This is a genomic window from Chitinophaga costaii (genome assembly GCF_900094705.1).
GTDB lineage: Bacteria > Bacteroidota > Bacteroidia > Chitinophagales > Chitinophagaceae > Chitinophaga > Chitinophaga costaii.
The window spans coordinates 310738-325148 of record NZ_FMAR01000003.1 but is presented as its reverse complement, the minus strand read 5'-3'; the positions used below and the strand labels follow the sequence as shown (position 1 = coordinate 325148).

The window sequence follows — 14411 nt, the reverse complement described above, 5'->3', positions numbered from 1 at the left end:
TTATGGGTAAAGAGATGGTTCCTGTAAACAAAAAAGCTCCTGCCTGGGCAGGAGCTTACAAAATTATTGCATTCTTACCGGATCAGCGTTACCGTTCCTTTTTCCATCACTATCTTTTTGTTCTGATCCAGGCCTCTTACCATCCATACATAGGTGCCCATGTTAGCCACCTGCCCATGAAAAGTGCCATCCCAACCCTTCATATATTCATTGGTGGAAAACATTTCATTGCCCCACCGGTCGTAAATGCTGAAATACTGGATTTGCAGAATGCCTACCGGCAGGGGCCGGAAAATATCGTTCTTCCCATCTCCATTGGGCGAGAAGGCATTCGGCACGTAGATGTTAGGACCATTCATGAAACGTATGTTGATATCGTCCTGATCTACGCAGCCCTCTTGGGTATATACCGTAAGGGTGTAAGTAATATCGCGGGTACTGTTAGTAATAGGATCGGCAATATTTGGATTCGTTAGCATGTCCGTGGGCGTCCAGGTGTAGCGGTAACCGCCGGTGCCGGTACCATGTAGTTGAAAAGCCTGGCCCAGCACAATAATGGTGTCATTGCCCGCAAAGGCATTGATCTGTGGCACCACGGTAACCAGCATGGTATCGCTCACGGCACGGGGGCATCCCAGTGTATCCGTTACCGTTACTATAAACTGATAGTCGCTTTTAGGGAAGGCTTTGACATCGGGTACATTTGTCTTTGAAAGCAAAGCAGCCGGCGTCCAGCGATAGGAACTGCCCCCACTTGCATGCAGGAAGGCCGTTTCTCCGTAACAGATAGTGGTATCCATACCAGCACTAGCTACAGGCGGGTTTACAAGGGTGTAGGTTACCTCATCGGTGGCAGAACAGCTACCCAGGGTGGCCAGCACTTCATAGTGTTCTACTGGCGAATCGGGCGTTATATCCAGGTCGGCCCCGCCGCCCAGATTGCGGCTACTAGGCAGTTCCAGCCAGGTTATAGCATACGGCCCGTCGCTGCTGGCGTGGAGGTGCACTGTATCGCCGGTACAGATGGTACTATCTGGTGGAGCGTTTACTAACAGGACCGACTTCACATCTATTTCGGTGCGGGCTGTATTGGTACACCCTTGCTGGTCGGTGAAGGTTACCGTGTAGGCCGTATCTAACTGGGGAGACACGGTGGGTGTAGCTGTGTTGGCGTTGGTAATATCATACAGGGGCGACCAGCTATAGGTGCCGGCCAAGGAGCTGTTGGCATTAAGTTGAAGATCATCTTTGGCGCACATAACTGTATCCCCGGTGGCGGTAAGTGGTGGCTTATCGTAGATAGAAATCTTTTGAGTGAGGGTTTGTTCACATCCTTTATCGGTGCGTACCAGCATGGTTACCGTATAATCGCCGGTAGCCGGGAATTTAAAAACTGGATTTTTTTCTAACGATGTATCAGCAGCCACCCCTGTTCCAAAGTCCCAGCGGGTATATGCCACAAAATCGCCTGCATTGTTAGTATAAGAGGTATTATTTAACTGGGTGGGGAACTCGGCACACAATCCTTTGAAGCCCAGGCTGGGAAAGAATTGCGGGAAGGCGTATACAACAGTGGTGGTGCTATCGTAGCAGGAATTTCCGGGATCTACTACCAGCTTTACATGATACACATTGGCACTTTTGTAAGTATGTGGCAGCGGATCGGTACTGTAAGTAGTAAGCGTATCGCCATCGCCAAAATCCCAGAAGTATTTTCTGCCGATTGTACTGTTATTAATAAAATTGATGGTAAGCCCATCGCACTGGGCGTATTTGTCGGGCGTATCGGCGGTTACGTATTTTACACAGGTAGTTACCGATATATGAAAATCTTTATGGTGGATGCCAATAAGCTGCCCATTGCGATATTCGCTTACGCAAACGGTTACCACATACTTGCCCGCCTGTGGCGCAATGCCGGAGATAATACCAGTATGTGGGTCTATGACGGCACCTACCCCCAACGGCGCACCGCCACTATAAGGTGAATAATAACCAACCGTTTGGTAAGGTGGCGGATCACTTGGGTCGGGTACGCCACCGCTTTGTCCATCGATGATCTTTCCGCCTTTATAAGCGTCGCAAAAACTGTACACCAGGCTGTCATTATCCGGGTCGCTGGCGGTAAAGGTGTAGGTAAATTTTTTATCGGCACACACAATGATGGCGGAATCTTTATCAAATATAGGGCTATTGTCGCCGGGAATTCCGGTAAGGCTGCCCGGTATTTCCGTGAAATAAGTAGCACCTGTACCCCGCTGGCCGCCTTGCTGCACTTCCAACTGGATATTGGCCATATTTTCGTCGCGGCAGCAGCTTTGAAAAGCCACCACATATCCCTGGTCATTTAACGGTAGGGTAACGGTAGTCGTATAGGTGCCGATCTGGAAACACACGGTGGGTGGGTTTACCATGCAAGGATCATTAGACTTCATGGATTTCTGGGTCAGGGAACCAAGTGCGGTAAAATGGTTGTCACCAACCTGCGAATTATCTTTTTTGTCGAACACGGAAAAGTAGATGTCAGGCGGCATGGGAGCCAGGCCATTGCCGGAGGTAGACACATCGCACACGCGATATAATTTCAGTGTAATCCGGTATTGGTATTGTCCATTGGCGTCTTTGCCGATATATGCATAGTACATTTCCCCCCCAATGATGTGAGATCCCCGGGCGGTAAGGCACAAGGCAAGGATGAAGAGGAGACTGTAAATATGTTTCACGATTGGTTGGTAAAATGAAGCTGGCTGCTAAAATCAATAAATTCCTGTAAAACCTGGCTGCTCGCTGTTGTTGATTCCCACATACCCATATGCCCGGTGTGATTAAAAACATGTATGCTACTGGTGGCTGGCAATACGGCCTGCGGCCAGATGGTGTTCATGGGTACGGCGGTATCGTCTTTACCCATCACAAATAAAACAGGGAAACGGGCATCTTCCAGTACCGCTGTACGGTCTGGACGATCTATCATGGCTTCGTAATAACCAATGAGTGTTTCCTGCTGGCAGCGCGCTCCCATGTTGATGTAATCTTCTACCAATTCGGGATGCGCGCTGCGAGTAGCGGGGCTAAACATGGCAGGCAATGCCTGCCGTACAAAGGCCTCGCTGCCATATTGCTCCATGAGCTTAATAGACTTGCGCCGGGCTTCTTTCTTCTCATCGGCATCTGCCAGGGCGGTGGAGTGGAATAAGCCCAGCCCTTTTACCAGGGATGGTTGCAGCGCCGCGATACCCAGGGCTACATATCCGCCCATAGAGTGGCCGATGACTACGGCGCTATTTATATTTTCCTGCTGCAAGATCGCTATCACAAATTCAGCCATAGTGTCTATGGTAAGCGGTGTGGCAATAGGGCTGCGGCCACTGCCGGGCAGGTCTGGGAGGATAACGCGATAACGCTGCGATAACCCTGCAGCCTGCTGGTCCCATATTTCATTATTCTCCGGAAATCCATGTAGCAACACGACTGCGCTGCCCTGTCCCTCATCCCGGTATGCTCCTTTTGCTTGATGCTGGTTGATCTCCTTCCACATAATTGGCCCTTTTTGCAAACCGTAGATAAATGCGATAAATAATCAGCAAGATACAAAAGATCGCTGCGGCTTTATAAAGGTAGTCCCCAAACCGAACGTATAACGTCTGAACCGTCTCGATTGTTACGGAATGTTCCATCACTGCCTGCTGCCAATATGGCTGAGCATCAATAACTTCGCCGCTAGGGCTAATGAATGCTGATATGCCAGTGTTAGCGCAACGTGCAATCCAACGATGGGTTTCGATAGCCCGCAACCGGGCGTAATTTAAATGTTGGCGATGTCCTTCGGTATTGCCCCACCAGCCATCATTGGTCATGATCACCGAAAATTGGGCGCCTTGTTTCACTTGCCGGGCCATGTATTCCCCGAACACCGATTCATAACATACAACGGGCGCCACCTGTGGGCCATTTGGACTACCCAAACCGGGCCCGGGTTTAATGTCCCTGCTCATTAATAATACGCCTGGTGTAAGGCCATATCCACCGGTAATGCCGCCCATATCCAGCGCAAAATTGCCCATAAAAGACAGGTACTTCACGTAGGGAACAATTTCTGCGCCCGGCACCAGTTTGGCTTTATGATACACCTGCACCCCACCTGCAGGGTCTATCTGGATAGCAGCATTAAAAGCGTCGTAGGCCCCGCCATCGCTCAGTGGGCGGGCAGTGTAGGGAAATTCCTGCAATTCGTGCCCATAACGTTTTAGAGTAGAGGCACCGCTAATGAGTACTGCATTGGGCGCATGCTGTTGCAGGAAATCGCGGATGCGTAATATCTCCGGATTCATGCGTAGCTCATTTTCCCAGGCACCCTCGGTGAAGAGGGCTGTTTCCGGCCAAATAATATACTGGGTACTGCTATCTGCTTTTTGGGCAGAGAGTTTTAGCAGCAAATCCAGTTGCTGGGCATCTGCACCTTCAGTAAATTTATCGTAAGGGTCTATGTTGGGCTGCACAATCACCACCTTTATTTTCATTGGCTTGCTGTCGTTTGCCGGATGAGTATTTAACAAAGCCAATACATTCAATACAAAAGGCACTACAAACAGAACCAGGGCCGGTTTCCATAATAGCCGCAGCATACGGCCCACATATTTGATATCCAACTCCGGAAATTTTCTCCAGCATTCGTAAGCGGTTATATTGACCAGCAATACCCATAATGTTCCTCCGCCCACGCCGGTATACTGGTACCATTGCACCCAGTCAGGCCGCATGGCAAATGCATTGCCGAGGCTCAGCCAGGGCCAGGCAAATTCCCAGGTAAGGTTTACATATTCAAACGTCATCCAGTACACGATGAGGGCTACATAGGCCCCTGTTCTGCCCAGGCGCTTGCGGGCACCATAGTAGGAAGTGAAGGGGATGGTCATGAGCAGTGCCGTAAAAAGATTGGCAAATACCCCACTGGCCGGCACCGTAGTATTGCCCACCCACCAGGTAGTAGCCGCGTTAAAGAGGGTGAATGCCAGCAAAGTCCAGGCCCAATAAGCCTTTATGTTGCGCACATTTTCTGCCAGCCAAAGCAAAGGCGTGAGTGCCACAAAAATAAACAGCGTGCCGGGAGAAGAGGGCCAGGCCAGCCATAACAAAGTACCGGCTATGAGGCTAAGCAGTAAATATTGGAATCGGGATGACATGTTTCAAATGTAAAAGCCTATTTCGAAAAAACAATTCACTACCGAATAATTTCCTGCAACCTATTGCATCCATATTTTTTTATATGTTATATGATATGGGTAATACCTAAATTTCAAATCCCGCAACGGCATGACCATTGCGGGATTTGAGCTATAGCAAGTTTACACTTCGTTGTTGGGAATCTTATTTTAGCGGCTGTAGTTCGGTGCCTCTTTGGTAATCACCACATCGTGGGGGTGGTTTTCTTTTACCGTAGCGGCAGTGATCTTCACAAACTGCGCCTGCTGCAAGGTGGCAATATCTTTGGAACCGCTATAGCCCATGCCAGCCCGCAGCCCGCCTACGAATTGCTGCACTACTTCAGACAAGTAACCTTTATATGGCACCCGGCCTACAATGCCTTCCGGCACCAGTTTCTTTATATCGGCTTCTACGTCCTGGAAGTAGCGGTCTTTGCTACCTTCAGACATGGCTTCTATACTGCCCATGCCACGGTAAGATTTAAACTTGCGGCCTTCGTAAATGATGGTTTCTCCGGGGCTTTCTTCTACGCCGGCAAAGATAGAACCCGCCATGATGGTGGATGCACCGGCAACGAGGGCCTTCACCATATCACCGGTATAGCGAATGCCTCCATCTGCAATCACGGGAATACCAGTGCCTTTCAGGGCATCTGCCGCGTTCATGATAGCAGACAGTTGCGGGAAGCCTGCGCCAGTTACCACGCGGGTGGTACAAATGGAACCGGGCCCCACCCCTACTTTCACCGCGTCTGCGCCTGCTGCTGCCAGGGCAAGGGCACCTTCGGCAGTGGCTACATTGCCAGCTATTACTTCCAGTTTAGGAAATGCTTTTTTAAGCCGGCGTACACATTCCAGTACACCCAGGGAATGCCCGTGTGCGCTGTCCAGGCCTACCACATCTACCCCCACGTGCAGTAGTGCCTGTGCGCGGTCCAGCACATCTGCCGTAATACCGAGGGCAGCGCCTACCAACAGGCGGCCATAGCCGTCTTTCACCGCGTTAGGATAACTAGTGGTCTGTAAAATATCGCGGTAAGTAATTAAGCCAATCAGCTTACCAGATTTGTCTACCACTGGCAGTTTTTCGATCTTATATTCCTGGAGTATGCTTTCGGCTTGTTTTAAACTGGTGCCTTCGGGAGCGGTAACCAGGTTTTCCTTGGTCATGGCGTTGCTCACAAGGCGATTCTGATCTTTCTCAAAACGCAGGTCACGATTGGTGAGAATGCCCACCAGCTTACCATTGTTGTCTATAATGGGAATACCGCCAATACCATTATCGCGCATCAGTTTTTGTGCCTGTGCAATAGTGGCGTCGGTTTTCAGGGTTACTGGGTCCAGTATCATGCCGCTTTCGCTGCGTTTTACCTTGCGTACCAGCTCGGCCTGTTTTTCGATGCTCATGTTTTTGTGCAGGATCCCTATACCACCCTGGCGTGCTAATGCAATGGCCAGCGTAGCCTCCGTTACGGTATCCATGGCAGCAGATACCATGGGAATATTCAGTCTTATATTACGGGTAAGTTGGGTCGAAATGTTAACTTCTCTAGGCAGGACTTCCGAGTAGGCGGGCACTAACAATACATCATCGAAAGTGAGACCGTCCGCGACGAACTTTGGTTTTGTAATTTCTCCAGGCATGCGCAACTATTTGTCAGTTAAAAAATAATTGCACGCAAATCTACGCTTATTTGATGAAACATTTGGCCGAATTCTTTCTCATGACAATTACTTAACATGCGGCAGGCTCTCAAGCAGATAAGTTTTCCCTCCGCTTTAAGAACATCCCGCGACTGGTAGCCTGCGCGGGATGTTCTTTTGATAGCAGAAAGTTTAGGCGTGTTGCAAGTCTATTGCTGTAACATAAAGCGGAGGGTAAGCCCACCGCTGGTGGTGGTGATGGGGTAGGCAGTGGAAATAACCGGGATGGTTTGTCTTCGATCATAGAAGAAGCGCAGGTTTAAGCGGTTATTCACGATGTAATCGATCGAGGGCGATATGGCAATCACCTTCTGGCCGCTGGTGGGTATTACCAGGTCGGCATCCAGGCGATTGTTCACCGTTTTATCATCCCGCAAACTCATGTCCAACCGGAAGTTCAGGTCATTTTGCAGTTTGTGTGATCCGTTCTTGCCCACCACAAAAGGCATTACCAGCCCACGTACACGGTAGCTACCACTTAATTCGATAGTGGTACTGCGCACTTCCGTCAGTTGGTAATCAATGAGACTCAGGCTCAGTGAGCGGGCTTTTTTGAAACCTACGCTGGCACTGATATTGTTGATGAAGGTTCCATCCAACCGTATCAGCGGGTCAAAGGCTTCGGTGAGGGTTAGGTTGGGCACCAGGTAGTACGGAATATAGTTGCCCGACACTGTATCGATGAAACCAGGATAACCCAGAATGCGGGGGTCTGCATAGTTCAGGGACGAGTTGAAAGAACTCATGTTCAGATCACCCGTGTAACGGTGGGTGATGGTGAAGTTGGTCATGAAATTCTTGAACGGCTCCAGGCGGGCCAGGCCACTGTAGGTGAGGCCCCAGTTGGGCAGCGACTTGATGCTGCTGAACGGATTGCTCTTTACGTTATTGGAACCACCGTCTTTCAAGAGTCCTATGGATTTCGGGTCTTTGCCAGTGTAAGCCGCCAGGAAGGCCGGTATCAATACGTCCTGGGCATACCGTCCATAACCATATTTGTAAGCCGGGTCATTGGGCTGACCGGACTGGGGCGCATACTTGGAATAGGGATTTTCCTGGAACAATCGGCTGGAAATAATGGAGCGATAATCCTGGAATTTCTGGAAGGTCCGCGACATGCCGTTTTGCTTGTTAATAGACCCGAACATGGTTTTCACTCCAATGAATGTTACATCGAAGCCGCCTGCGTCATAAGGATTAAGTCCCGCATAAGCACCCAGGCCTGTAGTATCCTTGAATAACTCGGAGTGGGTTTTGGTGAACATGCGTGTAAGATTCACATCTATACGAAGGTCGCGAACGGGTTCCAGCGTAGCTTGTATTTTCAGGTCGCGGGTAAATTGCTGCTGGTACTGAAGATTGAATAAGGTATCGTGCGTGATAAGTCCCCTGTTGGCAAAGTTACGCAGCCACTTATCATTAGGCTGCCCGCCCAGCACAAAGCCTATACCCGGCGACATGGTAGCCCAGTGCATGCCCAGCACCTTGGTACTGTCCATATACCCGGGCAGGGCGGTGGCGGCGTTCTCCGAATAGCTGATGTTTACACGCTTCAGCGACATCACCACGCGCATAGCAGCTTTCAGGGCCATGGATATACCGTCGTCTTCCGAAACCGCTTCTGGCTGTGGCTTTTTGCCAGCCTGGCTGCCATTCATTGGTGGGCGGCTATTGCCCGACGCACCAGCAGATTTGAAGGCAAATTTTCGCATCCACTTCGATTTACTATATAGCTGATCGAAATTCAGTTCACCCGTAATGTTCATGGTATGGGCGTTCTCGATGGCGTTTCCTTGCTCCAACGCCTGGCGGGATGCCGCCGTCCAGGTATATTGTGTATTGTAGTTCAGCGTGATATTAGTCCAGGTCAGGGCCGGGAATTTCTGCGTGGGCAGGGTGTAGGTGGCCGTGATGGAATGAAAATAGTTAGTGGTGCGGCCCAGGTGCAGCAGGTTGCGCCATAGGCTATCTTTTTTTGCGGAGGTATTTAAGCGGCCATCCGGCTCGTCTACACGGGCATTATTCACCGCCTGGAAATCGATATTGATACTGTGGGTAAGGTCCCACTTCAGGGCATAATAGCGGTCAAAGGTGAAGTACTTATTGTACGTTTCCTGTAGTAAATAGTTGCTGCCCACATTTCGGATGCGGGTGGCGCCAAACTGCCTGGTGAGGTCTATACGAAAACTAATGAGCGACGGCTTATAGTTTATGTTGAAGTCTTTGAGTAATGCCAGCCAATGCGATTTGCTTTTGATCAACTTCCGGAATGGCGTGAGGAATTTGGCTGTAGCACTATAGTTATATCCAAAACCGCCCCGGTTGCGCGTCAGCACATCGTTTTGTACCAATGGGTTATGGTGGGTGGTTTGTGAGAAGGAGTAATTAAAGTCGAAGTTTTCCAACGACCATATTTTTAACTTCTTACCCGATTTATTCAGCTTTCGGACGTTGGTAAAATTCAGACTGGTGATGGAGGTAAAGTCTTCTGCCTGTGCCTTGATGGAATCCCTCATTTGTTTAGAGGATGCCATGCGCAGTTTGGTTTTGAGTTTGATATCCAGGTCGTATGGATCATATTCCGGTGTACTGATAGCTTGTGAATAACCGGCGTATACGGGGATCACCAGCCCCATTTTTTTGGGCAACAGCTTGCCCAAATCCAGGTTGGTTGCAGCATCGTACTGGGTATAGTTATCGCGGAAACGTTCATTCACTTTCTGGTCTACAGCCCCAAAACCGGCCGTGTGCATATTGCCGGAAAGGGAAAGCGTACCCAAGTCGGCCAGTTGCATGTCTATGCGGGCCACGGCACCATAGCCGCCTTTTTCATCCAGGCCGGTAAGCCGCAATTCATCGAACCATACCTCGGCGCATTTGGCAACCCCGTCGTCGGCGGGGTTTTCAATACCGATCATGATGCTTTTCACATCGCCCAGGCTGGGGTTACCCACAACCGTAATGGTATTGCCAGTGGCACTGTCTGTCACAGAATAGGGCGTTACAGGCGAGAAGCCGGCCATATTACGTTTTAGTTTCAGATCGCTGAACTTGGTGAGGACTACGTCCAGATTATTGGCCGCAGGCCATATATCTACATCGCGTACTGCGCCAAAGGGCGTCACCGTAAGCGGTATTTTATATTCGTAATAATTCCCTACAAAATCACTTCCTACCCGGATAATGGCATTTAGCTGTTTGTTTTGTAGTGAATTTGGATCATTCACAGGTTCTGCGTGGATAAACATCTGTAGCTGTTTGTACTGACGCAAATCCATGCTCAGATTTTTATAGATGGCGCGGGAGTCTCCGTCTTTCAGGTTACACAACTGTACCGACAAAGACTGTTCGTTGAGTTGCAGGGTAGTATTATTTGTACTGATAGTGTTCTGGCGCTGGATGCCCGGCGGCAGTACGTAATGAATAGGGGTACGGCTGCTGTTTTCTTCCACGTTCACCGCTGTGAGGTTGAAAGTAGTACCAGCCGTTACCGGAACCGGGTCGCCTGATTTAAGCTGATATTGATACTGGCGCCATTGGTTGCGCACCAGGTCCAGCTTTGCAAAACGCAGCACGGTAGAATCCATGAAACCGGTCATGTACATACGCATAAAACGGATGGATTTGAAATCGGGGATCTCCCCTACTTTCTGGTCGTACTGGGCAATGGGTATTTTAAATTGATACCACACCTCCGGCGCGGTGGTGCCATTGGCCAGGGTGGGGTTTACCGTAATTGAATCTACCACGTAATCATAGCCCACCCGCATTTTCGGATGCAAATTTACCCGGTAGGCGAAATACTCTTCGGTTTCATTCATGGTATTATCATGATTCAGGTCTTCCGACTCCGGAATGTTTGTAGCGGCGGAAGAATACTGGGAACCGCTGGTACTCACGGGAGAGTTACCTTCCGGCATGCTGTAACGTTTGTAACGCTGCAGAATATTAAGTTTTTCGCGATCGTAATCATCGCCGCGGTAGTTATGGTAATCATCGTTCGAAGGATCACTGGCGGCCTGCTGGTAGATAAGCGAGTTAGCACCAAAATTCATACGCAGGGTATCTAGATAGCCCTTACGGTAAATGCTTTCATAATCGGTACGCAACCCATCATAGCCAATGTCTTGCCAGGCGCGGATGCTGGGGTCGTTGTCGAATGCCTGCGTAATCTGCTGCTGGTAGCGTGGTATGCGACCCCAGATGGTGGAGTCTAGCTGGTTGGCATTCTGTTGCGGATTAGGCATACCATTTTCAAAGAACTTACGCGAGTCTTTCAGCACATCCTCCGAAACGTTACCCAAATTAAAATATAACTGACCACCGTTTTGATTGGTCTTACTATTGAATGGGTCCTGAAGCCAGAATTCGATATACTCGATGTTGGCCGTTTCGAAATCGGAATTATCAATGCTGCGCATAACACCAGCCCAGCGTTTTTCCGGGTGGGTTAACAAGCCGTTGCCATTAATCTGAGCGGGATTATATTCAAAGTTATAAGGACCTTTTTCTTTCGGGTAATAAGCCAGGTCAAGGGTACTCAACTGAGCTTGCCCAAAATCGGTGCTGCGGTTAGGGAATACCTCTTGCTGATACACCAGGCGGGAACGAGGGTCCGACTGGTCATCTTTGGATATGTTAGCAGGCAATCCCGCGGAATTGGGTATTTGCAAGGTTGGTTCAATGGTATACCAAGCCAGCAAGGCCCTGTTCTTGCCATAGTCCAGCGAGTTGTCGTGGGTAGCCTCGGGAAACATGACCATACCGTTGGCATCCTGTGCATTTGCAGGCGTAGAAGCCAGCGCCCAGCTAGTGGCCGGGAATTTCAGGTCGTAGTTACTCTGCGCGCCTTCAAAATCATCGATATATACCTGGCCCTGTTTACTGCCAGCAGCGTCTACCAGTTTATTATGACCTGGGAAGAGGCGGGCCACTTCACCGGTGATATTTACGTGCGACATTGCCGTGGTACTATAGTTGGGCAGTTTGTCCAGAAAACGGGTTAGTCCTTTCCAATCGGAGCTGTAGTTTCCATCCAATCCTAATACAGTATTTTTAATCGGATCATCGCCATAGTTCACCTTCTGATAGTAGGGCCTTTCACTCATCCGCACAATGGTAGAACCGATACTCAGCTTGTCATTCACCAAATAGTCGAACCGGGTACCGAAGTAGTTGCGCACCTGCTGTCCAAATAGTGCATTGTTTTCGAATTGCACATTGATGGGCATGCCCGAACTCAATACGCCTTCGTTCACAATGGTTACCTGGCCTACGTTATAGTCAATGATATAATCTACATTCTCGCGCAGCACCTGGCCGCCGGCTGTGATGGTCACAGAACCCTGGGGTACGTTGAGTGCATTGAGCGAGATCTTGTTACTCACGGTAGATTTAAAAGACCCCTTCATTACGTAGCGGTTCAGTTGCGGGAACTGCTGGGCAATCACTTTAATGGAGTCGTACAACTGGGGATATAAATATTGCTTTTCCAGCGTAGCATTGCCACCAAAGGCAGGCCGTAATCCATTAGCAAAAGGTTCCAACTGGGGGAACATGATCTTACCCGTTTGGGAATTAACCGTATATCCATCCACGTAATCAAACACACCATCTGGTTGCGGATCGTTTTGGGAATTGAGCCGGTCCAGGTTAAGGATGGTAATGAGTGGCGCGCCGGAATACTGACCGGTAGCATCGGGGATGTACCGTTTAAAGCTGGGCACCCGGTTTTCGCCACCTGGGTCGTTATAGTACACGTCCATCTTAAAATCGGCCTGGGTAAGCCCGTAAGCGCCGGTGGCGTAAATATTTTTCATCATCAGGTCCCAGATAGGGAGCTGTGGGCGGGCTGAGGTGGCTTTCAGCATTTTCAGGAAAGGAATACGGGAGTTCGCCGCATCGTTCTGATCGGGTGGCACATCCTGCGAAAATTCACCCACCTGATACACCCTGCCGTTGTAAGTATATTGATAGGCTACTCCCAATACTTCATCTGGCTGGAGCTGCTGGGCCAGGGAAATAAAACCCAGTTGTTTATTGAAAGTGTATTGAGTAGAGTCAAGTTTATGGGCAAAAGTTTTTTCGAAGTCCTGCGTGGGTACCAGGCCCAATGCAAGCAGGCGGCTCACCACGGTACCTGTGTTACGGGAGGCAGGGTCGGATACCAGGTTTCTATACAGATCGTTGAGGCCGTTGTCTGGTAGTTTGCCAGCGCCCTGCACGTGTACATTGCCGTTGTAAGGCTTGTATTCCCCCAAGTCTGCCAGGGCTACGATGTCGCGGGCATTGGTAGTGGCGCCGGTTTTGTTCGTGACCCAAACTTCCAGGCGAATGATATTGGCCTGAGAGCGGATAACGGGCAAGTTGGACATCGCATAGTTGAATGTATCGCGGAAGAACTGCGCCATCAGGAAGTGGCGGTTGTCTTCATACTGATCGGCGGTGATGGTGTAGTCTTGCGACTGTGCGCCACCATTTACCATAAGGTTTTGTTTCTGTGATTTCTGGTTAGACAGTACACTTGTTACAGTAAGTCTGCCAAACTGCAACTGCGTTTTCACGCCAAACAGGGATTGCACCCCAGCTATCAGGGAGCTGCGCAGTGGAAAGCTTACGTTACCGGCTTCGATCTTTTTAATGATCTCATCATCGTAACCAGTGTATTCCAGTTTAATTTGGTTTTGGAAATCGAAATTTGCCTGGGTATTGTAATTGGTAATGATTTTAAGCTTGTCTCCGATACGGCCCGTTACGTTCATATTAATATCCATATCGAAATTGAACGTACCATTTTTGCGCGCCTGTTCTACCAGTACGGGATTTTTGATATTTTGGCCCTGGTAGCCAAACGTGAGGTCCAGGTTGCCCTGTGGACGGATGTCTACTTTGTTGCCACCAAATACCCGGTCAAAGAGGCTATTGCTTTTGTAAAGCACCGGGCCTGAGCCTCGTTGGTTCAGAGTGCTGAGTGATCCCGAGCGGGTTTGCCAGTAATCATCCATATCACTCTCCGATTGCAGTTTGTAGTAGTCGTCAAAACTCAGGATGGTAGGATAGCGGTAGTATTGGTCGCCAATCTTTTCGTAAACCGTGTATTGTTTTGTAACCGGGTCGTAGATCACCGATTTTTTAATGGCGTTGGGGTCTTTAAGATCCACAGCGTTGCGTTGTGGATCGGTCAGGGCAGTACCCCGCCTATCTTGCAGGCCGAACCTTAATGAATCAGTCGTTTGGGGGGCAGTCGTATCCCTCCCCTTCGTGGTGTCGGGTGTAGGGAAGAGCTGCTGGTGCATAGCAGGCCTTTTGTCATCGGCACCTGGCGCTGGCGCCGTTTTAACGGGGGGTAAACCAGGCAGGTGGGGCAGGTAGGACCGTTGATGCGCAATGTTTCTCGCAGCGGTACTAAAAATGACAAAAGATACTACGCCTATTGCTGCAAAAGCACCAAAATATGTCTTCCTTGCCAAGCGTAATAGGTTTTTATAGCGGTCAGGGTAAAGT

General features: G+C 49.6%; 5 protein-coding genes. All 5 read right to left on the bottom strand.

The features are described from left to right. Positions 1-74 precede the first annotated feature (74 nt). The gene (locus GA0116948_RS06565; protein ID WP_123891690.1) at positions 75-2723 is read right to left on the bottom strand and encodes a PKD domain-containing protein; all 2649 of its coding nucleotides are present in this window, start codon (positions 2721-2723) and stop codon (positions 75-77) included. Then, positions 2720-3538: an alpha/beta fold hydrolase gene (locus GA0116948_RS06560; protein WP_089710297.1), complete on the bottom strand. Its 819-nt coding sequence runs from the start codon at positions 3536-3538 to the stop codon at positions 2720-2722. The genes GA0116948_RS06565 and GA0116948_RS06560 overlap by 4 nt, the downstream gene beginning before the upstream one ends. Further along, positions 3489-5183: an apolipoprotein N-acyltransferase gene (gene lnt, locus GA0116948_RS06555; protein ID WP_089710295.1), complete on the bottom strand. Its 1695-nt coding sequence runs from the start codon at positions 5181-5183 to the stop codon at positions 3489-3491. The genes GA0116948_RS06560 and lnt overlap by 50 nt, the downstream gene beginning before the upstream one ends. A 189-nt stretch (positions 5184-5372) precedes the next feature. Continuing rightward, the gene (guaB, locus tag GA0116948_RS06550; protein WP_089710294.1) at positions 5373-6848 is read right to left on the bottom strand and encodes an IMP dehydrogenase; all 1476 of its coding nucleotides are present in this window, start codon (positions 6846-6848) and stop codon (positions 5373-5375) included. Positions 6849-7057: 209 nt separating this feature from the next. Then, the gene (sov, locus tag GA0116948_RS06545; RefSeq protein ID WP_089710291.1) at positions 7058-14377 is read right to left on the bottom strand and encodes a T9SS outer membrane translocon Sov/SprA; all 7320 of its coding nucleotides are present in this window, start codon (positions 14375-14377) and stop codon (positions 7058-7060) included. Between the last annotated feature and the right edge of the window lie 34 nt (positions 14378-14411).